The organism is Parabacteroides sp. KHUB-02, from assembly GCF_056640955.1.
Genome location: NZ_JBWQEV010000001.1, coordinates 1,610,470 through 1,635,653, shown reverse-complemented (window position 1 = coordinate 1,635,653; position 25,184 = coordinate 1,610,470). Strand labels below are relative to the sequence as shown.

Below are 25,184 nucleotides of genomic sequence, written 5' to 3'. Positions count from 1 at the left end.
ACAAAACAAGTTAGCAATTTCTTATCCATTGCCCATTCTCATGCAAGTTCTTCTTAATGGTTTGATACTCAAAGAATCTTAATCAAACTACATCAAATATCGTAAAAGATTTAGTAGATTATCAAATTACTCATGGTAACTTAGTGACGGTTGTTTCTTTGTCTATAATGTCTCCTTCTTACGAAAAGGATTTAAAGGAGTTGGGATGTGAGGTTATTTATTTAGAGAATAGAAGGTACTCTTTATATAATCCTAAATTCTTTTTTCAATTAAGAAAGATAATTAAAGAGTTTGATATTGTTCATGTGCATCTGTTTCCCGCTCTTTATTGGGTGGCATTAGCAAAGTATTTCTCTTCAGCTTCTTGTAAATTGGTATTGACAGAACATAGTACGTTTAACAATAGGCAGTCTTTTAAGATATTGAAGCCTATAGAGAGATTTATTTATTCTAAATATGATGCAATTGTTGCTATTTCAGAGGGAGTTTCTCTATTTTTTAAATCGTATCTAGGGAATAAGTATCAGTTTTTTGTGATTAACAATGGTGTTAATGTAAAAAATATTCGGCAATGTGAGATTATTGGCCGAGAACAATTGAATCTTTCCTCTCAAGCAAAATTGATAGTCCAAATAGGTCGGTTTTATCCACAAAAAGATCAAAAGACTCTTATAAAGGCTTTAGCTCTTTTACCAGATGATTTTTATGTTCTGTTTGTCGGAGATGGCCCCTTGTTAGATGAGTATCAAAAACTTGCTCAATATTACAATCTATCGAAACGAATCTTATTTTTGAGTGTAAGGGAGGATGCTATTTCTATCTTGAAGGCATCAGATATTGTTGTTATGTCATCCAATTTTGAAGGTTTTGGTTTAGCGGCAGTAGAAGGTATGGCTGCGGGAAAACCTGTTATCGCTTCGGATGTGGAAGGTCTGTCGAATATAGTAGAAGGTGCGGGGCTTCTTTTTGAGCCTCATAATGAGAAAGATTTAGCGGCTAAAATAAGACAGTTGATGGAAGATAAATTATTTTATAAGAGTGTTTCTGAGAGATGTAAACAACGGAGTGAAAAATATGATGTATCTGTTATGGGGTATCATTATAATGAATTGTATCAATCTTTGTTAAATGATTATAAATTATAAATGAATATGAATGTATATGTAAGAAAAGATACTCCTTATTTGGATTTTATTCAAATAAATAGAGGAGATATGGTTGTTATAAAACCAAATTTAGTAAAAGAATCTAAAGTAACGGATAAAAAAGAATGGAGATGTGTTATCACTTCAGCTTTTGTAATTTCTAAAGTATGCGAATATGTTTGTAGCAAGCTATTGGATTCAGGAAAGGTGGTTATTTGCGATGCTCCGCAAACAGACTCTTCATTCCAAAAAATTTCAGAGAAATTAGGACTGCAAGATATTGCGAATCGTTGTGCGTCTCGTTATGGAACAATAGTAGAAGTGGTCGATTTGCGTAATGAGGAATGGACTAAAGTGGAAAATATTACTGCTCATCGTACAAAATTAGCGGGTGACCCAGAAGGACAAGTTCTTTTTAATCTTGGAAAAAGCAGTCTCTTTTATAAACATAAGGGTGAGGGTAATTATTTTGGAGCAGACTATGATTATGAAGAGCTTAATAAACATCATACAGGTGAAACTCAAGAATACTTATTGGCAGCTACTCCTATAAAGGCAGATGTAGTGATCTCCTTGCCTAAAATGAAAACACATAAAAAAACAGGAGTGACATTGAGTATCAAGAACTTTGTAGGAATTACGGCAGACAAGAATTATTTGCCTCATCATACGTGGGGATCTCCCAAACAGGGAGGGGATGATTATCCTGATGCTTCATTTAAACGGCGAATTGAGACATGGGGTTCTAAACTGGTAAAAAAATGGATTGTCAAAATTCCATTCTTGGGTGTGAAAATTGCTCAGTTAGCCAGACATGAAGGTGAAAAATTATTTGGTAGTACCTTGAATACGATACGTAGTGGTAGCTGGTATGGGAATGATACTACTTGGCGCATGACCATGGATTTGAATCGCTGTTTGATTTATGGTAATCCGGACGGGTCTTTTCGCTCAACGAGAAAACGTTATTATTCTGTCATTGATGGAGGGATAGCGATGGAAGGATCAGGTCCTATGGAAGGTGATCCTAAAGAATGTGGAGTCTATATTTCTGGAGAGGATCCGGCATCAGTGGATGCTGTCGCTGCTACTTTAATGGGCTTTGACTGGAAGAAATTAGCTGTTATAAGAGAAGCATTTTCTAAAGGAATTATGCCTATATCAACTGTTGATCCTACTACGATCAAAGTGGTCAGCGACAATGAGCAATGGAATTGTTGTCTAGAAGAATTACGGGAAAAAAAACATTTTGATTTTCTTCCTCCTTTTGGATGGAGAGACCACATAGAACTACCTAACTATAGGAAGTGAAAAAATATATTATTCGATGAATATGAAAGTTTTTTTACGCTTATTGGGTGGTTATTTAGGGAGGAAATATCCGAATCAATGGATTTCTTTCCGTTATTATCTTAGATTTCATAAGTTGATTAATTGGAAGAATCCAAGAACATTAAACGAGAAAATTTTATTTTTATCATTTATGACTGATACCTCGTGTTGGTCAGACTTGACAGACAAGTATCGTGTACGGGAATATATTACAAATTGTGGTCTCAAAGATTGTTTGGTTGAGTTATATGGTGTTTGGAAAAATGCGTCCTTAATTGATTTCGAAAAACTTCCACAAGCATTTGTGTTGAAAACAAACCATGGGTCTGGAGAGATCAAGATCGTGTGGGATAAGAAGTTTATTGATAAAAAGAAGATTATACAATATTTTAATGAGGAAATGGCTCGGCCTTATGGAGAGATAGAAGCAGGGAAACACTACTCCCGGATCAAACCTTGTATTATAGCAGAGCAATTATTGAAAAATGATCCTCTTTCTGAAAGATATTCAAAATCTGTGATTGATTATAAAATGTGGTGCTTTAATGGTAAGATGTATTATACATGGGTTTGTTGTAATCGTGACACACATGGGGCAGAGGTTTTATTGTATGACCGAGATTGGCAGGCACATCCGGAATATTCAGTATTTACTAAACATTATAGACGTGGTAAGACTATGCCAAAGCCTCTGAATTATCAGGATATGATCTGTATTGCGGAAGCATTAGCACGTCCATTTCCTTGTGTGCGAGTGGATCTTTACAATATAGGAGGTAAGATTTATTTTGGAGAATTGACATTCACTTCTTTGGGTGGAATGATGAATTATTTTACGGAAGACTTCCTTGATATAGCTGGTGATTTGATTGATCTTCCACATAATATTTCTTGAAACAGTAAAAGTGAAAGTGTGTATATGGAAAAGATATATAAGTTCTATTCTTTAGAAAGATGATTTTATCAGCATAAAATGAAAGTATTGGCTGTTTTTGTCCGTGCGTAAAGAAGAGCTTCTTGTGGTTGCGGATAATGTTTTTGTCGTAGCTCATGCCAAAGTCCTGAGGGAAACCATGAATGAAAATCGAAGAGAATATTTGCAGCCTTATCAAAAATAAGTTTCTTTATCCTAAGTACGATTCTTTAATGAAAATGCGAAAGGACGATATATTATATTCTCTTAGGGCTTTGATAAAGCAAGTGATGCCAGCTGGAACAAAGGTTTTTTTTGTTTGGTTAGCAAGCCCGTGGTGATGTTTATGATGAATCGGATTGGGATATTCTAATATTGTTGGACAAGGAAAAGATAACCTCCGCAGATTTTGATACCTATGCTTACCCTTTAATAGATCTAGGATGGCAATTTGGCGAATATTTTAGCACTAAGTTGTATATCTTTACTGAATGGATGAAACGTAAAGGTACTCCTTTTTTCAAGAATGTGGAATTAGATGGTATAGAACTATGAATCTAACAATTGAATACCGCATATCATTTGGCTTGATATGCGTAATATACGTATACCAAAACTTGACTTCTCTATAGATTTCCTGAAATATATAATCTTATAACTTATGAATATCGCAATTGTCGGTACCGGCTACGTAGGCCTGGTGTCCGGGACTTGTTTTGCCGAGATGGGGGTTGATGTCACTTGCGTGGATGTCAACCGGGAGAAAATAAATGGCTTGTTGGAGGGGAATATCCCGATTTATGAGCCGGGGTTGGAAGAGATGGTATTGCGTAATTCCAAGGAAGGCAGGCTGCATTTTACGACAGATCTGACCTCTTGTCTGGATAACGTGGATATTGTTTTTAGCGCCGTGGGTACGCCACCGGACGAGGATGGTAGCGCCGACCTGCGTTATGTGTTGGAGGTCGCTCGTACGTTTGGCCAATATATTAAGAAATATACGGTATTGGTAACCAAGAGTACGGTTCCCGTGGGTACGGCACGGAAGGTAAAAGCCGCGATTCAAGAGGAGTTGAGTAAGCGTGGGATGGATATTCCCTTTGATGTGGCCTCGAATCCGGAGTTCTTGAAGGAGGGTGCGGCCATCAAGGATTTCATGAGTCCGGATCGGGTAGTGGTCGGTGTGGAGTCGGAGAGGGCGAAGGAGATGATGCGTAAACTTTATCGTCCGTTTCTCTTGAATAATTTCCGGGTGATCTTTACGGATATCCCCTCGGCGGAGATGATTAAGTACGCGGCTAATTCCATGTTGGCTACTCGTATCTCGTTCATGAATGATATAGCGAATCTTTGCGAGTTGGTTGGCGCCGACGTGAATATGGTCCGGAAGGGGATCGGTTCGGATAGCCGGATCGGTAATAAATTCTTGTATCCGGGCTGTGGTTATGGAGGCAGTTGTTTCCCTAAAGACGTGAAGGCTCTTATCAAGACGGCGGAAAAGAATGGTTATCCGATGGGAGTGCTAAAGGCCGTGGAAGAGGTGAATGAACGTCAGAAGACGATCCTTTATACGAAGCTTAGAAAACATTTTGACTCTTTGGAGGGGAGAACGATCGCTCTCTGGGGCTTGTCTTTCAAGCCGGAGACGGATGATATGCGTGAGGCTACCTCTTTGGTGATGATTGATCTTTTACGGAAAGCGGGTGCCATGGTCAAGGTGTTTGATCCTGTGGCGATAGGCGAGTGCAAACGTAGAGTTGCTGATCGGGTTGTTTACGCGAAGGATATGTATGAGGCGGTAATCGATGCGGACGCATTGTTGTTGTTGACCGAGTGGAAACAGTTTCGCTTGCCAAGTTGGGCCGTGATCAAGAAAGTGATGAGGCAACCTTTGCTGCTGGATGGTCGCAATATCTATGACGCGAAGGAATTGGGCGAGCTAGGCTTTACCTATGAATGTATCGGAAAATAGTTATGGATAATTTAGGTTTGGTTTCCATCATTATCCCTTCTTATAACTCAGCGTTATTTATAGCGGAAACCATCGAGTCGATTCTTTCGCAGACGTACCCTTATTGGGAATTGCTGATTACCGACGATTGTTCTACGGATCGCTCTATTGAGGTTATAGAGCGGTATGTCCGGAAGGATTCCCGTATTAAGTTGTTCCGGTTAGAAAAGAATCGTGGGGCGGGTGCTTGCCGGAATCGCTCTATCTCGGAGGCCAAAGGACGATTTATCGCTTTTTGCGATAGTGATGATCGATGGTGTCCGGAGAAGCTGGAGAAACAGTTGGCTTTTATGCGAGAGAAGGATTGCGCCTTATCTTATACCTCGTATATGACTTGCGACGAGAGTGGCAAGATTTCCAGTATTGTTATCGGAAAAAGAAAGGAGACCTATTTCTCTATGCGGTGTGATGATGGGATTGGCTGCTTGACCGCTGTCTATGATACGGAGAAGGTGGGAAAGGTCTTTATGCCGGAATTACGTAAACGGCAAGATTGGGGGTTATGGCTTACCATACTTAGGCGTTGTGAGGTCGCTTACGGCTTGAAAGAGCCATTGGCGATTTACCGAATTCACTCAAGTTCTATCTCTCGGAATAAATGGTCTCTCATAAAGTATAATATAAGTGTTTATAGAACGGTTCTCGGATACTCCCGGATTATCTCGTATCTATATTTCTTCATTCTGTTTTTACCTTCTTATTTTTCTAAGAAATTGTTCTTGAGATTAGTTAATAGATAGTCTGTTGTACGAATAAATAAAAAGTCCCGGTCTCCTTCTCCCTATGAGAGAAGGAAATCGGGATTTTTTTATTTCTTATTCCCTAACGATCTGGTGGATATGTATAGGTTCTTTTCCTATTGTGGTGATTTCTAAAGAAGAGAAATCCTCGAACATGGTTTTATTTAATTTGATGTAGCCTACGTTCCCTTGATAGACGATGTTTTTCTCACCATCTTGAGAGAGGCCGGTGATAGATACCAAATTCTCGTTACTTCCGGAGAGGAAGAAAGATACGGCGTTGATATCATCGCATTTTATGTGAATTATTTCTCCCGGATTCAAGTTCTTATACGTATCTAGGTTCATATCGTACATCATAAGAGCCTCATTGATTTGCGGGTCTTGTTGGGTTGTCGCCGTGAATCCTAGTACGTATAGCTCCATTTGCTGATCCGAGTTATTTCGCATACGGATATAACGGGCTTTCGGATCGATGGTGCGGATTGTATCCTTAGCGTTTTCCGTGGAGACATGGGGGATTAGGCTCCAGCTCTTTCCGTCAGCAGACCACTCGAATACCCGTCCGGGTTGGTTGCTTTTCGGAAGATTGAAACAGAAGGATTCCGCTTCTTTCTGGATTTCCCAGCCGATACCCAGATATTGATTAGGCTGTACCTTGACTACCTCGAATAGGGGGACGTAACCGACCGTATTATCACCCTCGGCACAAGGCTGGCTCTTCAATTGGTCGATATTCGTGAATATGGAAGGGATGCTAACCTTCACCTCGTCCGGGGCGATACCGTCCGTAGATAGCAGGTTACGACCTGTCTGACGATATAAGTCTACGATGAAAGGGTGTAAGACTTTCGATCCGACTTTCACGCCTTTAGGCTGTGCCTTCTGGTTCAGCGTGCGGTTTATCAGTTTCATGCTATCTAGCAAGGCAGATGTTTCCAGATAGCGTTGCCATGTATAAGACCGGTCTTTCTCATACCAAGCGTGCGCCATATGCAGAGCACTTGTACCGGCTTTTCCTAAGAACTCGAATTGGATAAGCCATGGATTGATTTGTTCGATCAAGCGTTTATTGGGACTTTGGCTGTAGATCATGCTTGGGGAAGCCGTGATTTGAGCGAATAAGGTTCCCAGAAGATTTGCGCTTTGCTCCGGGAACGTGTTTTTCTTATATCCGGTAAGGAATGTCTGGATAGGAGCCACATAGTTAGCAGACTCTTCCCGGCGGTATTGATGTCCGTTCGGACCCGGATCGCAGTTATGCTCGCAGAAAATGCGGAAAGCCATGGAGGCCTCCGGCATAATAAAGTCGCAAGCGTCTTTCCATGCCTGTGTAGGATCGTAATTCTTGATATTCCAAGTGTACATTCCAACGCCGAATATAGCGACCTTGGAAGCCTCGGCATATTCCATAGGATTGGATACGAATCCGGTCATGGTGCCGGCGGCTTGCGTATCTAGGCCGTAGGCGGCTCCCATCAACAAATGATCTTGGCAATAATCGCTTACGGGGAAGTTCCACCAGATATAGGCGGGACGACGGATACGGTTGTTTACCCATTCGACGCCTTCTTTCGTGATATCGGCTACAACACGGTCTCCGGTCCACATGATTTGGATGGCGGGATCGAGTTGGGTACCGAGGATATCCAGATAGTCGGTCTTAGCCCATGAACGGTTGTATTCGGTAGGGCACATGATCAGGGGTTGCACGTCATTTTTTTTGCTGATAAATTCCTTATGGATGTAATTCAATAAGCCGGCTTGCTTTTCCGGGCGGGCTCCCTCTCCGGATATATCATCGAAGAAAACGGCGAAAGAGCGTACGCCCAAATCGTACATTTTCTCGAATTTGGAAAGGATGTTCATGCTGTCTGTTAGGTTCCATTGAATGTCTTGTCCCGGGTGGATGGCCCAAACGAAGTTTACTTTGTTATGGGCGGCCTCTTTCGCTAGTTCCTTGATATGCTCGGCTTCCTCGGCGGGATAAGGTTTGCGCCAGTTGGGGGAGCTGTGATAAGGATCATCTTTCGGACCATAAATATAGGTGTTCAGCTTGATCCTTCCGTAAAAGCGGATTTGCTCGATACGGTCGGCGTGGCTCCAAGGCTGTCCGTAGAATCCTTCCACGGTACCCCGGAATAATACGTCCGGATAGTCTTTGATCGAGCAGAGAGGCAGGATCTTTTTACCCTCGTCATATTTAGCTAATTGCTTGAGGGTTTGGGCGGCGTAAAACAAGGAATTATCGTCTACGATCCCGATCGTGATACCTTTTTTAGTGATCGTCAGCGTATAGGCACCCGAGCGTTGCATTTCCGGAGTTTTGTCTTTTAGTTTCTTGATCTCTAAAGGGAGAGATTTGCCGGATTTAGCGAAAGGTAGCGCTTCTTTAAGTAGTTTGACCGCATCTGCGTCGGGATTATTTATACCCCGTAGGGTATATCCATGGGGCGGTGCGTATGTTTGGCTGGAAATAGTCACCTCTTGGGGCTCAGGGAAGATTCCTAGGGATAGCTTTTGGCTATGCGTTAGGTTACAAACGCCTAGAAGGAGCATGGTGGCGAGTAAATACTTTAGTGTCTTCATATACGATATGATTTAATGTTAACGTTCGTAAATGTATGAAATAATTAGACACAGAGCACACGGAATACACAGATTTCCATGGATAGAAATGATATTTCCTTATATCCGTGGATATTCGTGTGTTCCGTGCCCTCCGTATTTAGATCTTATAGGGAGAATAGCAATACCCGGTTATCCGGATTTGTCCATTCATGGATCAAGCTACGCACGTCGCTATATTCGGCGGGAGTGAACTGCTGCTTGTTCACCTCGATCATACGTACCACCTCGATCGTATTTCCTTTCGGCGTGATCGTGCGGGTTACTTTACCAAAAGGCTTGCTTATCACTTGCTCTTTTGTGGAGGTCTGCAACTTCATGCCCTCGGCGGGAGTAATCGTATATGTTACCTCTTCCTTGATTAGGGAGGGGAGTTCGAATAAGTTGGAACGCTTGCTGTTCAAGGCGCTCATGCCCCAGCTATCGATACCGCCTGTTATAGCCGGAAGGGTACAGATGGCGAATCCGTTTTGTGCTTCGTTCTTGGTGACGCTGACGGCTTTATTCTCCTTGATGATCGTAGGCTCTGCCTGTAGGCCGATCGACGTACCGTTCAACGTGAGTACCTGATCTAACTCACCCCGGGCTGTTAATGCGGAAGGGGCAAGGCTGACCGCCGAAAGGTATTTGTCTTTCCCTGCGACAGTCGCTTTTACGGCAAGATTCTTGATCGTGCTTAATCCACAAGCGTCTATATCCAGATTCCCGGGATATACGGCGACTACTTCCGATTGAATGCCGACGGCGTTCAATAAGACGTTCAGAAGCTGGGTCTTCTCGGCTAATGTACCGTAAGCGCTGCGAAGGGCCGTATCGACATTGCGGATGGAATAACCCGTACAAGCGAGGGGGATGGCGCAATATCCCATGTTGTTGACTACATGGTTCCGGATGGCGTTCACCTTCTCTTCGTCGCTAGTAGCCTTTTCCGTGATATAAGAGCCGAACGTTTTGCTCTCGTAGTTTCCGGAAGTGTTAAAACGCTTATTTAGCGTAGATAATGCCTCCTTGTTGGAACTATAGCTTGAAGCGATTAGGCGGGGAATCCCGTCTTGGTTTTGAGGAAGGAAAGCTTCCCGGGAAGAGGCCGGCAGGTTACGTAAAGTCCAGCTTACCTCTTTAGCGCCGTTTCGGGTGGCTTGGGATGCTTTTGCGTCGCTACCCAATAATTGCCAAGCGAGCGGACTGTTTTCCGGTACGGAGATAGAGACCTTGCATTCCTTCACGGGAGAAGTCTCTTGTAGTCGCTCGTTGATATCCAGAGCCGGATAGTAGCCCGGTTTTGTGATAATAGAGTAATCCAAGTAAATCGTGGCCCCAAGTTCTAGGCCAGTGTGTACCACGACCATTTCCTTGAGTTGGTTATAGGCCGGAGCGTCGGCGGCGAAACGGGGTAGGACCTCTACAAAGGCGTTATCGGGTGTCTTTACGATCGTACCGTCTTTCTGCCTCGTATAGGATGAGTGGATCTTCAGTGTTTGGAAATCGGGATTGTAGACGATAAAACTCTCGCCATACGTGCTATTCATCGCAGTGTGCGTGAAGAGCGTCAACTCTATGGAGGATCGATATTCTTGGCTACCGTCGGCATGCAAGGTCCAAGCTTTTGATACCTTCCCGTACTCAGCCTCCGATGCGGCGAATGAAGTAACCGTCATCGCTAACAAGCCTAGGAGAAGAATCAGTTTATAGGTTATCTTAATCATTGTCTTTCTGTTTTTATTTCTTGATAATCAAATAGTCACCATAACTCTTATAAGCGTTCACGGCGGAGCAGAAGCCTTTCCAGTCGGCTGCGTCGTAGACACGCTTCTTCAACGCTAGCTTCTGGCGCAAGACGATGTTCTGATTGCCTTCCTGCGAAAGGGAACCTTCGAAATCGGCCGCATTGCTTTGCAGGACGTCATTCTTCGGGGCGTTCAAGAGGGTATAGCCCTTGGGGAGGCGGATGGTCTCATCTTGTTCTACCAAACGGGAGCAAGCATCCTTGAATCCATACGCACGGTTTTCCGGTTTCGTATCGATACGCAAGAAACTCTTCACTTGATTGTAGAGGTTATTCATGACTAGCGGTTTGATAAGCATCTGGTCTCCGGCGATAATCGCGTAATCGGGGATCTCATAAGAGAACGTGATCTTGATAGGGGCCGCTTGATAGTTCTTCGGGTCCTTACCGTAATCTACACGAAGCAGTTTGGCGTTGGGGGATACGGCCAGCAATTGCTTCTCCATCGTGTTCTGCCAGTCGGATTGCCATCCGGTGGTGAAGATGCGGCGGATATTGCTGTCGGACTGTCCCTCGGCGGTGATCGTGAATTGTCCGCGGAGCGTGCCTTTCTCGTCTAGGCGGTTGTCGGCGTGGATGCGGACGTAGTGGTTCTCCGGGGCGGAGACAGGGGTTAAGCGGAGGTCGGAGCCTTCGGGCACACCCGGGAGGTAGTTCTGCTGTTGCTCGGCGCTACTCCATAATTCCCGGCAGAAAGGAACCCAAGTCGGGTCGAGAGGCATATACGTACCGCTCGCCAGTTTTACCACCGCCACGCAATGGTTGAAATGGTCGGCGGGGATACTTTCTACACGGCTTCCCGCCATTGTCATCGCCGGGTAAGCCTCGAAGCCGGCCATGCGGAGGAAGGCGATCAACGTACCGGCGATATCCTTGCAGACACCGCAACGATCGGTATAATTCATTTTCAGGTTGTGAAGCGTGAAACCCTCGCCTTTACCCATCGAGATTCCGGAGTAACGGATGTTATCGGCCACCCAGTGGGTCAGCACGGCTATCTTCTCCATTTCCGTTTTCTTGCCTTTGATCAGCTCGTCTACCTTTTTCTGGGCTTCCGGGATCGCAGTAAAGCTTCCGTAATCCTCGTTAACCTTATTGAACCAAAGGGATTTATCCTCCCAGCGGGGAGTACTGGACATCATGAGCTTCGGGGCAGCGTCGAATAGGTCTACCATGTTCGGTTCCTTGGCGAAAGGAAGGATATCGTCGGAGGCGAAGGTATATACTTTCCGTCCGTCCTCGTATCGCATCGAAGAGGTACATTCGCCTTGGTAGAACTGGAATTGCAACTCTTTCTCCATCGGCATGGATACCCGGTACACCTTGCGCACGGTAGGCTCGGTAGCCCAGAAGGGGACGATATCGTAAAACTGTCCTCGCATAGGAGGGATGAAACGCTCGTCGTCGTCACCCGCCGTCAGCAAGGCGTAGGTGAAACCTTTCTTGGCGATCTCGTACTCCACGATATCTCCCGGTTGCAAGCGGCCCACTTCCAGCATGATCTGCCGGGCGCCCCAGTAGATGGCACGTGCGGGGGCGGCGTAGTCGCAAGCTTGGGTTACGTCGAGATTGATCACGTCGCCGTTCGCACGGTAGATCGTGGCGTAACGAAACTCGGCGTGCGCCGTCAGCGGGTCGTAATCGTATTTGATGATACGGTTGGCGACGGCTCCTTTGGAAGTCTGTACCTTAAAAGCCTTGCATACGGCGAAAGCCCCCGAGCCGGTAGGTTGTACCGTAACGGCGGTGCTATCCAGCAAGGTGACGCAGTCGTATCCTGCATAGGCTTGCGATTTCTCCAAGGTAGGATCTTGCGGGTATCGGCAAGAATCCTGCCCGTACATAGGCGATAAGGCCAATAGGGAGACCGCGGTGATTGTTAGAATTCTTTTCATGTTTATAGTGTTTTTGTAATGATATTTCTCGCTAGCTCCCGGCAGGCGGCACGGTCGATCTTGCCGCTTCCGGTTTGGGGGATCTCGCTTACCTTTATGATGTGCCTCGGACGGAGGTACTTGGGCAGGCTGGCGAGAACCTCTGTTAGCATCTCACCTCGTAGGTTTGAGGCAAGCAGTAGCACGACCGCCTCTCCCAACCGAGGGTCGGGGGCGGCGGTGATGGCATAGGGGCGGTCGAGGTAGGGCCGTAGCCGCTCTTCCACCTCCTCGATCTGGATCTTGATACCTCCGCTATTGATAATATTATCTTTCCTTCCGATAATGGCGAAACTCCCGTCCGGCAGCAGGCGGGCGACATCGTTCGTCACCAGCCGCTCGTCGCAAACCAATGGGGCGTCTATCACCAAGGTATTCTCCGGTGACAAGGATAACGTCACTGAGGGGAAGGGATGGTAATAGGGCGAGGCTTCCGGCCCGTTCAGCCGGCGCAGGGCGATGTGGGACAGCGTCTCCGTCATTCCGTAGGTGGAATAAACCGTGTTTGGCATCTGCCGTATCTCCTGTTCCAAGGCCGCGTCAATCGCCCCGCCGCCGATAATCAGGATATCCGTTTGCTCCAGCCGCTTACGTTCCTCGGGTACTCGCAACGTATTGTAAACCTGCAAAGGAATCATGGCGGCAAAGCGCAGGGGCGTATCCCCCCAATCCGCCAACGGGTGTCCGGAGGGTTCGCACACCTCCAGATCCAGTCCGGCGTATAGGGAGCGGACCACCATCATCTTTCCGGCTATATAGCGTAGGGGCATACATAACAAGGCCTTGTCGCCCTTCTTAAGCCCCAGATAATCGCAGGTAAGCCGGGCGCTGTTCAGCATCCGGTCCTTGCGTACTCGCATCCGCTTGGGCGTACCGGTGGAGCCAGAGGTCTGGACTTCCAGAAAAGGGGAGGGATCGTGCCATTCAGCTAAGAATGCCTGTAAATCTTCTTGTATCGGCATAGGTCAAAGGTCGTTGGTGAACCAGATGGTGTCTCCTTTTCGTTGGATCAACTTATGTTTATCGTCCTTGAAAATCTCGCCGGTTCCCAGACCTTGCGGTAGCGGGTTACCTAGCGTGGCGCACCATTGGGCGATAGCGTTCAGTCCGATTTGCGATTCCAGAGCGGAGGTGACCCACCATTTAGGTTGTTCAGGGGTACTCCCTAAGATAGTTTCCGCTAAGTGAACCCATTCCGTGCATCCGGCGATACCTCCGTGGAGGGAAGGCTTTAATATAATGTATTGGGGGTGGATCGTTTCCAACAACCGCTGTTTCTCGTCCGGGGCGTTACAGCCAATCAGTTCCTCGTCGAGAGCGATGGGAAGGGGTGATTCTGCCGCAAGGCGTGCCATCTCTTCCAACTGCCCGGCACGGATAGGCTGCTCGATGGAATGCAAGTCCATCTCGGCGAGCCGCTTCAGTTTGTCCATCGCCTCCGAGGGGAGGAAAGCGCCGTTGGCGTCTACCCGAAGCTCTATTTCCTTGGCAGAGAAATGCGCACGGATGTGTTTCAATAAAGAGAGTTCCCGGTCGAAATTGATAGCGCCGATCTTCAGCTTGACGCAGCGAAAGCCCTCCTTCATCTTTTCCTCTACCTGTTTCAGCATGTACTTATAATCGCCCATCCAGATCAGTCCGTTAATGGGGATACCCGTCTTGCCTTGAGAGAAGGGCGTGTCATAATGCCGCCAACCGCCCTGTTCATAATGGCGCATGGCCGTCTCCAGCCCGAAAAGGATGGATGGGTAATGGCGCAAAGATTCGGTGTCAACATGCCCCTTCTGTTCCAGATCGAGGCAAGCCTTGGATAACGTGATCTCGTAATCCACTCCATAATCGCAACTGAGATCCGGCAGGGGGGCACATTCTCCGATACCAATAACCGAGGGTTCGTCTTCCTTGCGGATTCGGACCTCCCACAATTTCCGGGTCGTGTAAACACCCCGTGAGGTTCCTGCCGGTCGCTTGAAAGTCAAGCACCGGGGAACCACCTCTATCTGATAATATCTTCTCATAACTGTCACTTGCCAACTGTCCACTCCCTACGGGAATTTCGGGTAATCCTCGAAGCGGGGACGGCGTTTCTCCAAGAATGCCTTACCGCCTTCCTGCGCCTCGTCCGTCATATAGTAAAGCATGGTAGCGTCTCCGGCCAACTCCTGTATACCGGCCTGTCCGTCCAACTCGGCGTTTAAGCCCGCCTTGATCATGCGCAAAGCCAACGGGCTAAGCAACATCATCTCCTCGGCCCATTGAACGTACTCGTCCTCTAATTTATCCAAGGGGACTACCTTATTTACCAGACCCATATCCAAAGCCTCCTGCGCATTGTACTTGCGGCATAGGAACCAGATCTCACGGGCCTTTTTCTGTCCGACCACACGGGCGAGGTAAGAAGAACCGAACCCGGCGTCGAAGCTACCCACACGAGGACCAGTCTGTCCGAAGATAGCGTTCTCGGAAGCGATCGTAAGGTCGCAAACCACGTGCAATACGTGTCCGCCGCCGATAGCGAAACCATTCACGGCCGCGATGACGGGTTTCGGGAGAGAGCGGATCTGCTTTTGTACGTCCAATACGTTCAAGCGAGGTACGCCGTCTTTACCCACGTAGCCGCCACGTCCTTTCACGTTCATATCGCCTCCCGCGCAAAAGGCCGTATCTCCGGCTCCTGTCAGAACGACTACGTTAATGTCCGGGCGTTCCCGGCAGATGTAAAAGGCGTCGCTCATCTCCGTGGTCGTAGTCGGGGTAAAAGCGTTGCGATACCGTTCCCGGTTGATTGTAATGCGGGCGATGCCGTTGTAGAAATCAAATAAGATCTCCTCATATTCGTTGATGGTTGTCCATTCTCTTTTCGTTTCCATATATTATATGTTTTGTGCTTGGGATGAATTTTTCAGTTGATGATAATATTCCTTGAGCAATCGTACGTCTTCCGCTTTGTCCGTGAAAACCTCCATGAATAGGGGATGTTCGCTCGGTTGCTCCGTTTGGGTAAAGGCGCTCATCGCCGCTGCCAACTCCTCGGCATTATGGACAGCGGAGTAGGAGAATCCCCTTTCCGTGGCCCATCCCTCCGCTGAGGTCTGGTGGGAGGCGGTAACGTAACGGTGCGTACGCTCGTTCATCTTGAATCCCGGCAAGGCTTGGAAGATCTCGCCACCTCCGTTGTTCAAGAGCAGGATGCGAAGGTTATTGTGCAAGTTACCGTTCCACAACGCATTCATATCATAGAAGAAACTAAGATCGCCTATAACGATAAAGTTTAGTTTTTGCGAGGCCGAGGCGTATCCGATGGCCGTAGACAAGGAGCCTTCGATCCCGCTCGTACCTCGGTTACAACAAACCTCAACCGTCTCGGGTACGGTGTACAATTGCGCGTAACGTACGGTGGAGCTATTCCCCAGATGCAAGGCCGATTCAGCCGGAAGCGAGCGTATCAAACCACCGATCGCCGCCATTTCGGAGTAAGCGAACTCCGGCTCCGGCAGGTTCCGGGATTTGTATTCCCAAGCCTTCGGATATTCAATCTGCCTATTCTCCAGCATATAAGCGATTTTCTCCAGAAACTCGAAAGGGTCCATCTCGATCACCGTGGTCAGGCTACCGAATAAATCCGCTACCTCTCCATCCAATGAGACATGCCAATGCTCCTTAGGCGGGTGTTTCCGCAAAAACTCTTTCAGCCGCTTGGAGACAATATGGCCACCGTAGGTGATTACGAGCTCGGGAACTAGCTTCTCTTTTTCCTCCTCCGGGGTAGCATACAGGATAGCGTCGAAATTCTTGATCGGTAATCCCGGTACGATACGGTTGCCGATGTGCTCGGAGAGCCAAGTGAAATGCTTGTATAGTAACTTGCATATTTTCTTCTCGAAGAGATAGATCAAGCTCATTTGTCCCGCTATCATCATCCGCTTGCTATATTTGTTCAAGCGCTCGATCAGGTCATCATATTTCCGGTCGTACACGTTCAAGCCTTGATAACGGGTGATTACCCGTACCTTCGGCAATTCGGGTGTCGTGAACTGAAATAAAGGCTCGGAGATCGGAACGTTGATATGCACCGGTCCTTTGCCGTGATGGTTCAGTTCCAACAACGCCTCGTTGATCAATCGATTGCAATACCATTCATCTTGATCCGTATGTATTTCCGGTAGCTGCACCGACTTCTTTACCAGCGAGCCGAACACCCCGGGTTGCGGCAAGGTCTGTCCGTCCATTTGCCCGATCCATGCGGCGGGGCGGTCGGCGGATATCACGACAAGTGGAACTTTCTGATAGAAAGCCTCCGCTACCGCCGGATGTATATTCAGCAAGGCCGTGCCCGAGGTACAGCAAACAGCCGCCGGCTTACCTCCGTGCAACGCTAGCCCTACGGCAAAGAATCCCGCGCTTCGTTCATCCGTCACGGAATGGCAATTGAAGAACGAATGGTTTGCCAATGTGTGCACAATCGGAGAGTTCCGGCTTCCCGGACATAGCACGATATTACTTACGCCGTGCTCTATCAGCAAGGCTACCAATTGAAGGATGTTCTTTTTATCGCTATACATTATATGATATAAAATTATAAATTACCCACTATTCTCCGCATCGTATCTAATTTATCCTCTGTCTCCTGCCACTCATCTTCTAGCTGCGAGGCCGCCAACAGACCGCCTCCGGCATACAGCGTAAAGGTTTGGGGGAGGATATTCATGCAACGGAGGTTTACGTACAGATCTGTTTTGCCTTTGGGATCCAGCCAACCGATGAAACCGGAGTAATAGCTACGATCGTACCCCTCATTCTCGATGATGAAATGATAAGCCTCCTCCTTGGGAAGACCGCAAACTGCTGGAGTAGGGTGTAATAGTTGAAGGACATCACCCAGCTTCTCGGGATTCGGCAAGGAGAAGAAGAAATCACTTTTCAAATGAGAAACCTCTCCGGCCCGGGCTGAATAAGGCCCCTTCTCCTCGGGAGTAATACCCAAGGTGGACAGCTGGCGGCGTATATAGGAGGCGACTAATTGCTGTTCTCTCCAATTCTTATGGTCCCAGCTTTTCGGTAATTTCCCGTCTCGTAAGGATTGGGTTCCGGCCAAAGCTACCGTTTGCCAGTCGCCTTTCTCGCCGGATAACAAGATTTCCGGTGTCCCACCCATCCAAGTTCCGGTTTCCGGGGTATGGCAAAGGTAGACATAGGAGCGGATATATCGTTCTTCCGCGGCGAAGAATGCCTTGCCGGGTGAGAAAGAGGGATCTTTCCAGATCGTTTTGCTACGGGATAGGACTAGTTTATCTTGGCTTCCTTTTAGCAAAGGGTTGGTAAACAGGGAGAAATGGTAAGCGTATCGTTCCTTCTCCTCGGATTCGGACGGGATTTCGATTTCATTCGAAGGGAATTCGTTTTTCTCTCGAGAGAAATCCCAATCGGATTCGGAGGGGATTTCAAAGCAATCCGGTTGGATTAAAACGATAGGTCGTTCCGCTGTCACCTGAAACGGAGCGATTACAAAACCGCTCCGTTCATTTAAGTCTTTTATGTCGTATAATAGGCAAGGAGAGCCGGCACTTTGCATCCTGAAATGGAGCCTATCCTCACCGGGAATACGCCAAATAGCGAAACTCCGGCCTTGCTTGATCAACGTGTCTATTATTTCGTAAGAATCTCTTGGAATCATTTCTTCTTTAGTATACTATTGATTACCCGTACAGAGGAAACCAGTTTGTCGGTAGAGGTGAATATGTCTACGTTCCACACATGGGATGAACGGCCTTTGTGGATAATCGTCCCGACGGCACGTACCGTGTCTCCCTCGTGGGCGGACGACATATGGCTGCCGCTAACTTGCATGCCGACTACCATCTCGTCCGGTTTCGCCAGAATCATGGAACCTAGTCCGGCCACGGTCTCTGCCAGAGCCAGTGTAGCGCCTCCGTGCAAGATACCGAAAGGCTGGCGGGTTCGTTCGTCTACAGGCATGGTCGCTTCCACACGATCCTCTGACGCATAGGTATATTGAATGCCTAGATTACCCATTAAAGCATGTTTGGCCCGTGCGTTTAGTTGATCTAACGGAACCTCTGTGGGTTTGATCGTGGCAAGGATCGCTTTCTCGATCGCTACCGCCACACCTTCCATATTATTGGGTAAGGTCGTGAAATCGGCACAAGCCTTTACGGAATCGCGTGCGTTACCCATCGCCACGCCGGTACCGGCTAATTGAAGCATGGATACGTCGGCCACGCCATCACCGATAGCGACAACCTCTTCGGTCGTGATATTCAGCATCTCCATCAATACCGCCAACGTATTTCCCTTATTGATGAAATGAGGAGCTACCTCCAAGAAATAGTCCTCGGAGCGGAAAGCTTCCAATACCCCGTCCAGACGTTTCTTCCAATGATTTTCGAGACCCACTAGATTGTTCTCGTCATCGCTGGTAAGAATACACTTACAGGGTGCGAAATCCACCGCTTCCGGGAAATTCTCCACACCGATGATGCGCATCTTATTGAGTTCGGCCTCCTCTTGGACATGCTTGTTTTCCGGGCTATCGGTCAGGATATAGTCCTTGTGATACGTGAAGATAGCAAAACCATTTTCCTTCGCCTTCCGGTTCAAATAAGGAATCATGGCCGGATCGATTCGTTTCTCGAACATCAATTCTCCGGTCTGGGCATTGATGATCTGACCTCCGTTATAAGATAATATGAAACCACCGTAATGATTCAATTCAAGGGCCTCCGCCAAGGGTTGAACCCCGTTGGTGGGTCGGCCGGATGCCAATACAACATGAACTCCCATCTGCTGAGCCTTTAACAAGGCGGCATGGGTCCGGGGAGTTATCTCTTTCTTGTCGTTAAGCAACGTCCCATCTACGTCTAAGACTAATAATTTGTACTTCATGGCGTCTTATTTTTATGGTTTAGAATACAAATATACATAAAATAGTTGATAGTTAGAAGACATTTCCATGAAAGGAATTTACGTATATCGGCGCAAGCTCACGCCTATACTGGCGTAGCCCTACGGCACTACTGGTATAGGCGTATGCCGGTATAGGCATTGGGCTGTGTCGATACTGGTGTAAATGTCTCTGAAAAAACACGTACGTGTTCTCGCGAAAACATGTACATGTTTTTCGGAAAATACGTACGTGTTTTTTTTCAAAGCAATTCTTGGATGAAACGAGCCACTCCATCCTCATCGTTCGTGTATTGGGTGATGCGGTCGGCATTGGCCTTGACAGGGGGCTGGGCGTTGGCCATAGCGACTCCCAATCCGGCGAAACGGATCATGGATACGTCATTGAAACCGTCGCCGATAGCGATCACTTCCTCCTGTTTTATCCGGGTTCGCTCTAGTAAGCGGGATAACGAGGCTGCCTTATCGATGCCTTTGGGGACAAGCTCCAGATAGAATGCCTCGGAACGATATACGTTGATACGTTTCCCTAATTCTTGGCGGAGCTTCTCTTCCAACGGTACCAACATCTCCGGTTCGCCTACCACCAAGCATTTATCGGCTGGCTGATGCAAATCCCGCAGAAAATCGTCGGTAGCCTTGATCTTCATTTTGGTTAAGAAAGATTCGTATTGTACGTATTTATTTTCCGGATGCTCGCTTAAGATATATTTACCGTTGTAGGAAAGGATAGCCAGTCCCGCTTCTTTGGAGCGGTTGTATAAAACAGGTACGATATCGGGTGGCAAAGCCTGTTCGAAAAGTACTTTGTCTGTCATCAAGTCGATCACCTTACCGCCGTTGAAGGAAAGGATAAAACCACCATATTGCTTTATGTTCAGTTCCTCGGCTAAAGGCACGATACCGTAGGTGGGCCGGCCGGAGGCTAAGACCAGATGCAATCCTTTTTCCTGCGCTTGCAGAAGGGTTTCCCTCGTAAACGGGGTGATCTCTTTTTTACTGTTTGTCAGTGTACCGTCTAAATCCAGTACCAATAATTTATAGTTCATGCTCTTGTTTCGTGTTGATCGTGATTATTTTACCTCTTTGGGAGATATAATTATAGAGTTCTTTATAAAATGCGTGCCGGGTAAGGGTGGAAGCGTCTCCCAAGATCATCAGTTTCATACGGGCACGGGTGATCGCTACGTTCATGCGCCGCAAGTCGTTCAAGAAGCCTATCTTTCCATCCTCGTTGGCCCTTACCAAACTGATCAAGATGACATCGCGTTCTTGCCCTTGGAAACCGTCAACGGTGTGTACGGTGATCAGTCTGCGTAAAGGCTTGAAGAAAGCGTCTTGTTTGATCAATTTACGGATGTATTGTACCTGCGCCTTATAAGGGGAGATCAATCCGAAGTCGATATTCTCTTCCAGCACTCTCTCCTTGGATATTTTCTGTATATAGGAGCGTAATTGTTCCACGAGCAATTCCGCCTCTTGCCTGTTGACACGGCTCATGGTCTCTTCTCTCGTATTTTCCGTGAAATCGCACTCGGACGTATCGAACCATACGATGGGAGTGTCCAGTCGCAAGATTCCCCGCCCACTTACCTCGGGAGCGGATTCGAGTTCGTTATGATAGAACCATTGGGAGGAGAAGCGCATGATATCCTCGTGCATACGATATTGGATCTTCAGGAGAGAGACCGTTTCCGGTTTCGCATGGGCTATCTTTTGCATCAAGGTACGTCCTAAGCCTTCTCGTTCCGCTTCTATACATTTAATAGTAGGGGGCAATTGGTGATGATCGCCCGCTAGTATGACCCGGTCCGCCTTGCCGATCGCTATCCAGCAAGCGGCTTCCAAGGCTTGGGCGGCCTCATCGATAAACAAGGTCGTGAAGTGCCGGTTCATCATGACCCGGTTTGCGGAGCCAACCAAGGTGCAAGCGACAACACGAGCCTCGTCGAACAGCTCTGTATCGATCTTGACTTCCAGTTCGGTCGCCCGGAATTTCAAACGGGAGAGGCGGTTTCGGATCGTATCCCGTTCCTCCCGGCTTTTCTTTCGCATATTGGATTGTATATCCCGTACCGCTTTCCGGATGCTCCATAACTCGGGATAATCCGGATGCGATTCGAAACGGCGTTCATATGTGAAAGAGAGCATCTTGTCATTGATACGAGTGGGGTTCCCGATGCGCAGGACGTTAATGCCTCTATCTACCAGTTTCTCCGAGATGCAGTCTACGGCGGTATTACTTTGAGCGCAAACGATCACTTGATTCTCCCGGTGAAGGGTCTCGTAAATGGCTTCCACCAAGGTGGTTGTTTTCCCGGTTCCGGGAGGGCCGTGTACGATAGATACTTGTTTCGCTCCCAATACCTTATTTACGGCTTCTTCCTGCGAGCGGTTCAACCAAGGGAAGCGGATCGGGAATAATTCCCGCTGTCCCGGTTTTTCCTGCCCCAGCAATACGTCCCTTAGATGAGAGAGTTGGTTGTTTTTTGCCCGCATCACGTCCGAGAGAGCGGAAAACATCGTTTTATAGCTGGTCTCGTCGAAGTAGAGTTGCACGCCGAGATCATTGCTTTTTCCTTGTATATCCATCAAGGCGGAAGGAGTGGGGAGAACTACCACCATCCGGTCCTCTTGCACGTAGCTGATCGTGGCGGAGAAATCCAGATACTTAAATTTACCACTGATATCTGCCGTGAAGAAGCAAACCGGGCGCCCGTACTCAAAATTATGCTCGATCTCCCGCTCTTCTGTCCTTTCGATCTCGATCACCAATTGGTTTAAGGAGTTATAATAACTGCGTCCCGGAGTGACCGGATACCAACAGAGGCCCTGCGCCACTCGTTTTCGCAAACCCGTACGCTCGGATTGCTGTCGGTATGTTTCCTTCTCATATTCATATTCTTTCTGCAGGAGATCATATTGATGTTGCAAATCTACAAGCGGCGATGAAATTCCCATTCCTTTATCAATTCAATTAATCGGATAAATACAGCCCGGGCGTTCTAGGTCCCGAAGTAGGCGACAAAAGTACTAAAATTATCGTTCCGTACCCAAGTTGCGGTAAGTAAAGAAAAAGAATACCGCTAACGTTGGTAGTGTCTATAAAATTCCTAATTTTGTACGAAAACTAATATCATAAAAAAATGAATGAGAACGATGCTTTTTATAACGCATTAATAGATGTAGCTGCTTGGGATAAAGAGAATACCTTAGATCGTTTTATGAATAGTGATAGCCTCTTCAAAAAGTTTCTATATAAATTTATTACTACAGACGGTTCGTATGTGAAATTACGGAGCTCTTTAGTAGAGCGGGATTTGGAGAATGCCAAGCTATATTCGCATACCTTGAAAGGGATAGCCGCTAATTTAGGTCTGGTAAATCTATTCGATGTATCGAATAATATACTATCGCTGTTGAGAGAAGGGAATCTGGAAGAAGCGTTGCGTTATGAAGATGCATTGGGAAAACAATACGATGCCTTGCGAGATATCGTTGTTGAGTTTTGTTCTTAATCTATTGTATATTAACTATCTAATTCTAAATAAAGACTATCAGTATGGATACTATCATAAAAACTCAAATTATAGATTTGATTCACAGGGAGGTAATCCCTGCTATCGGATGTACGGAACCTATTGCCGTGGCTTTGGCGGCCGCAAAAGCGGCGGAAGTGCTGGGGCGTAAGCCAGAGAAGATAGAGGTTTATCTGAGCGCCAATATCCTGAAGAATGCCATGGGAGTAGGAATCCCGGGGACTGGCATGGTGGGGTTGCCTATCGCTATCGCATTGGGATCGATCATCGGTAAGTCCGCTTATGGGCTAGAGGTGCTGAAAGACTTGACTCCGGAGGGATTGAAAGAAGGTAAGGAAATGGTCTGCAAGAAATGTATCGGTATAGACCTGAAAGAGAATGTAGATAAACTTTATATCGAAATTATAAGTTCAGCAGGGAACGATCGTTCAAGGGTGATCATTTGCCATGAGCATACCCATATAATATATGTAGAGAAAAACGGGGAGGTATTGACTGATTTACGTACGGCAAACGCTTCTGGCGAGGAAGTATGTGAGAATAAGGATTTACGTCTTTCCTTCTCTATGGTCTATGAGTTTGCCATGGAAATGCCATTGGATGAGATTCGTTTTATTTTAGAAACGGCCGAGTTGAATAAGAAAGCTGCCCAAGCTTCCATGAAAGGCAATTACGGACATACCGTAAGCAAGACAGTCTCGGGTGCTTTCGGCCGTAAGTTCATGGGAGATTCCGCTTATACGCATATGTTGATCATGACTTCCGCCGCTTGCGACGCTCGCATGGACGGCGCTATGATCCCGGTGATGAGTAATTCGGGAAGCGGTAATCAAGGAATCGCCGCTACGCTTCCGGTTCTTTCTTTCGCCGAGGATATCCAATGCTCGGAAGAGCAACTGATCCGTGCGTTGATGTTAAGCCATTTGATGGTGATCTATATCAAGCAAAGTCTGGGACGCTTGTCCGCCCTTTGCGGTTGTGTGGTTGCCGCTACGGGAGCGAGTTGCGCTATCACCTATTTGATGGGAGGAAATAAGGCGCGGATTTCTTATGCGATCAAGAATATGATCGGTAATATTACCGGAATGATCTGTGACGGTGCCAAGCCGAGTTGCGCGATGAAAGTATCTAGTGGCGTATCTACGGCGATGCTTTCCGCTTTGATGGCCATGGAGGATAAGGTGGTGACTTCCGTGGAAGGTATCATCGATGAGGATGTGGATAAATCGATCGCGAACTTGACCGCTATCGGTTCTAAAGGAATGGAGGCGACGGATCGTCTGGTGCTGGACATCATGACCGGTAAATCTTGTTAATGGGATTCTATGGAGGAGGCACCAAAGGCGAGGAAAAAAGAGATTATGCGAGTGACACTTTTAGGGTCATTCGCTAATTTTGTTTTATTGGTATTCAAGTTCGTGGCGGGTATCTGGGGGCATAGTAGCGCTATGATCGCCGATGCGGTGCATTCGTTATCTGATTTCGTAACGGATATAATCGTACTTCTTTTTGTCAATATATCTTCCAAGCCAAAGGACGAGAGCCATGATTACGGGCATGGTAAATACGAGACTTTGGCGACTTCAATTGTCGGTATCGTCTTGCTTTGTGTAGGTTTTGGCCTTTTCTGGGAGGGAGCGAACAAGATTTATGACTTTTATTTCAAGGGGATTCCGTTGGAAAGTCCGGGAATGATCGCTTTAGTTGCCGCTCTTATCTCCATTGTGATCAAGGAATTACTGTATCATATTACGGTTTGGGTAGGAAGGAAGCAGAATAGTCAAGTCGTTATCGCTAACGCTTGGCATCATCGCTCGGATGCCTTTTCCTCGATCGGTACGGCTTTAGGTATTGGAGGGGCGATTTTGTTGGGGGATAATTGGCGTGTGCTGGACCCGTTGGCGGCTGTGATTGTCAGTTTGTTTATCGTAAAAGTAGCCTTGCAGCTGGTGATCCCCGCAATCAATGACTTATTGGAGAAATCTTTGCCGAAGGAGGTGGAGGATGAGATCTTGGCGATCATTAGTGAGGTTCCCGAGGTAAAGAGCCCGCATAATCTACGTACCCGCCGCATCGGTAATAATTTTGCTATCGAGGCGCATATACGGGTGGACGGACAGATAACCGTGACTCGTGCCCATGACTTGACGAAAGAGATCGAACAGAATCTGCGTGATAAGTTCGGTCAGGCTACGCACATCGCTTTGCACGTGGAACCAATTAAATAAACGAATT

The 25,184-nt window shown here is 47.0% G+C and carries 19 protein-coding genes; 8 read left to right on the top strand and 11 right to left on the bottom strand.

From position 1 onward, the window contains the following. The first annotated feature begins 98 nt into the window (after window positions 1–98). From ACYIA1_RS07115 to ACYIA1_RS07095, 5 genes are all read left to right on the top strand, one after another. Window positions 99–1,145, top strand: coding sequence for a glycosyltransferase (locus tag ACYIA1_RS07115; RefSeq protein ID WP_480336313.1), 1,047 nt, complete (start codon window positions 99–101; stop codon window positions 1,143–1,145). Window positions 1,146–1,151: 6 nt separating this feature from the next. After that, entirely contained in the window at window positions 1,152–2,456 is a 1,305-nt protein-coding gene (locus ACYIA1_RS07110; protein WP_480334831.1) for a DUF362 domain-containing protein, read from the top strand. 16 nt (window positions 2,457–2,472) lie between these two features. Further along, window positions 2,473–3,372 (top strand): ATP-grasp fold amidoligase family protein, encoded by a 900-nt coding sequence (locus ACYIA1_RS07105; RefSeq protein WP_480334829.1) that lies wholly within the window; start codon window positions 2,473–2,475, stop codon window positions 3,370–3,372. Window positions 3,373–4,051: 679 nt separating this feature from the next. After that, a complete protein-coding gene (locus tag ACYIA1_RS07100) occupies window positions 4,052–5,362 on the top strand; it encodes a UDP-glucose dehydrogenase family protein (RefSeq protein ID WP_480334827.1) in 1,311 nt (436 codons plus the stop codon). A 2-nt stretch (window positions 5,363–5,364) separates the two neighbouring features. Further along, a complete protein-coding gene (locus ACYIA1_RS07095; protein WP_480334825.1) occupies window positions 5,365–6,141 on the top strand; it encodes a glycosyltransferase family 2 protein in 777 nt (258 codons plus the stop codon). A gap of 75 nt (window positions 6,142–6,216) precedes the next feature. On the opposite strand, the gene ACYIA1_RS07090 is transcribed toward ACYIA1_RS07095, so the two are convergent. The 11 genes from ACYIA1_RS07090 to ACYIA1_RS07040 form a co-directional block, all read right to left on the bottom strand. Further along, the gene (locus tag ACYIA1_RS07090; RefSeq protein WP_480334823.1) at window positions 6,217–8,730 is read right to left on the bottom strand and encodes a beta-N-acetylglucosaminidase domain-containing protein; all 2,514 of its coding nucleotides are present in this window, start codon (window positions 8,728–8,730) and stop codon (window positions 6,217–6,219) included. Between the two features lie 146 nt (window positions 8,731–8,876). Beyond that, window positions 8,877–10,475, bottom strand: coding sequence for a DUF3858 domain-containing protein (locus ACYIA1_RS07085; RefSeq protein WP_480334821.1), 1,599 nt, complete (start codon window positions 10,473–10,475; stop codon window positions 8,877–8,879). A 13-nt stretch (window positions 10,476–10,488) separates the two neighbouring features. Further along, window positions 10,489–12,450 carry a DUF3857 domain-containing transglutaminase family protein gene (locus ACYIA1_RS07080; protein ID WP_122369434.1) on the bottom strand — a complete coding sequence of 654 codons (1,962 nt, stop codon included), beginning with the start codon at window positions 12,448–12,450 and terminating at the stop codon, window positions 10,489–10,491. Between the two features lie 2 nt (window positions 12,451–12,452). After that, a complete protein-coding gene (locus tag ACYIA1_RS07075; RefSeq protein ID WP_005862237.1) occupies window positions 12,453–13,451 on the bottom strand; it encodes an AMP-binding protein in 999 nt (332 codons plus the stop codon). A 3-nt stretch (window positions 13,452–13,454) separates the two neighbouring features. Continuing rightward, window positions 13,455–14,507, bottom strand: coding sequence for an o-succinylbenzoate synthase (locus tag ACYIA1_RS07070; RefSeq protein ID WP_211737834.1), 1,053 nt, complete (start codon window positions 14,505–14,507; stop codon window positions 13,455–13,457). Between the two features lie 27 nt (window positions 14,508–14,534). Continuing rightward, on the bottom strand, window positions 14,535–15,359 hold the full coding sequence (gene menB / locus ACYIA1_RS07065; protein WP_048927313.1) for a 1,4-dihydroxy-2-naphthoyl-CoA synthase: 825 nt from the start codon (window positions 15,357–15,359) through the stop codon (window positions 14,535–14,537). A gap of 3 nt (window positions 15,360–15,362) precedes the next feature. Then, window positions 15,363–17,051, bottom strand: coding sequence for a 2-succinyl-5-enolpyruvyl-6-hydroxy-3-cyclohexene-1-carboxylic-acid synthase (gene menD, locus ACYIA1_RS07060; RefSeq protein WP_022192642.1), 1,689 nt, complete (start codon window positions 17,049–17,051; stop codon window positions 15,363–15,365). A 14-nt stretch (window positions 17,052–17,065) separates the two neighbouring features. After that, window positions 17,066–18,163, bottom strand: coding sequence for an isochorismate synthase (locus ACYIA1_RS07055; RefSeq protein WP_048927312.1), 1,098 nt, complete (start codon window positions 18,161–18,163; stop codon window positions 17,066–17,068). Then, window positions 18,160–19,392, bottom strand: a complete 1,233-nt coding sequence (locus ACYIA1_RS07050) for a Cof-type HAD-IIB family hydrolase (protein WP_005862246.1) — start codon at window positions 19,390–19,392, stop codon at window positions 18,160–18,162. The genes ACYIA1_RS07055 and ACYIA1_RS07050 overlap by 4 nt, the downstream gene beginning before the upstream one ends. A gap of 260 nt (window positions 19,393–19,652) precedes the next feature. Continuing rightward, window positions 19,653–20,459: a Cof-type HAD-IIB family hydrolase gene (locus ACYIA1_RS07045; RefSeq protein ID WP_005862248.1), complete on the bottom strand. Its 807-nt coding sequence runs from the start codon at window positions 20,457–20,459 to the stop codon at window positions 19,653–19,655. Next, window positions 20,449–22,371, bottom strand: coding sequence for an AAA domain-containing protein (locus ACYIA1_RS07040; protein WP_480334816.1), 1,923 nt, complete (start codon window positions 22,369–22,371; stop codon window positions 20,449–20,451). The genes ACYIA1_RS07045 and ACYIA1_RS07040 overlap by 11 nt, the downstream gene beginning before the upstream one ends. A gap of 185 nt (window positions 22,372–22,556) precedes the next feature. Here ACYIA1_RS07040 and ACYIA1_RS07035 point away from each other — a divergent pair, with 185 nt between their 5' ends. The 3 genes from ACYIA1_RS07035 to ACYIA1_RS07025 are packed head-to-tail and all read left to right on the top strand — an operon-like array spanning window position 22,557 to window position 25,177. Continuing rightward, window positions 22,557–22,928: an Hpt domain-containing protein gene (locus ACYIA1_RS07035; RefSeq protein WP_005856873.1), complete on the top strand. Its 372-nt coding sequence runs from the start codon at window positions 22,557–22,559 to the stop codon at window positions 22,926–22,928. Between the two features lie 44 nt (window positions 22,929–22,972). Then, the gene (locus tag ACYIA1_RS07030; RefSeq protein ID WP_008772137.1) at window positions 22,973–24,265 is read left to right on the top strand and encodes an L-cysteine desulfidase family protein; all 1,293 of its coding nucleotides are present in this window, start codon (window positions 22,973–22,975) and stop codon (window positions 24,263–24,265) included. 9 nt (window positions 24,266–24,274) lie between these two features. Further along, the gene (locus ACYIA1_RS07025) at window positions 24,275–25,177 is read left to right on the top strand and encodes a cation diffusion facilitator family transporter (RefSeq protein WP_009017469.1); all 903 of its coding nucleotides are present in this window, start codon (window positions 24,275–24,277) and stop codon (window positions 25,175–25,177) included. The last annotated feature ends 7 nt before the right edge of the window (window positions 25,178–25,184 follow it).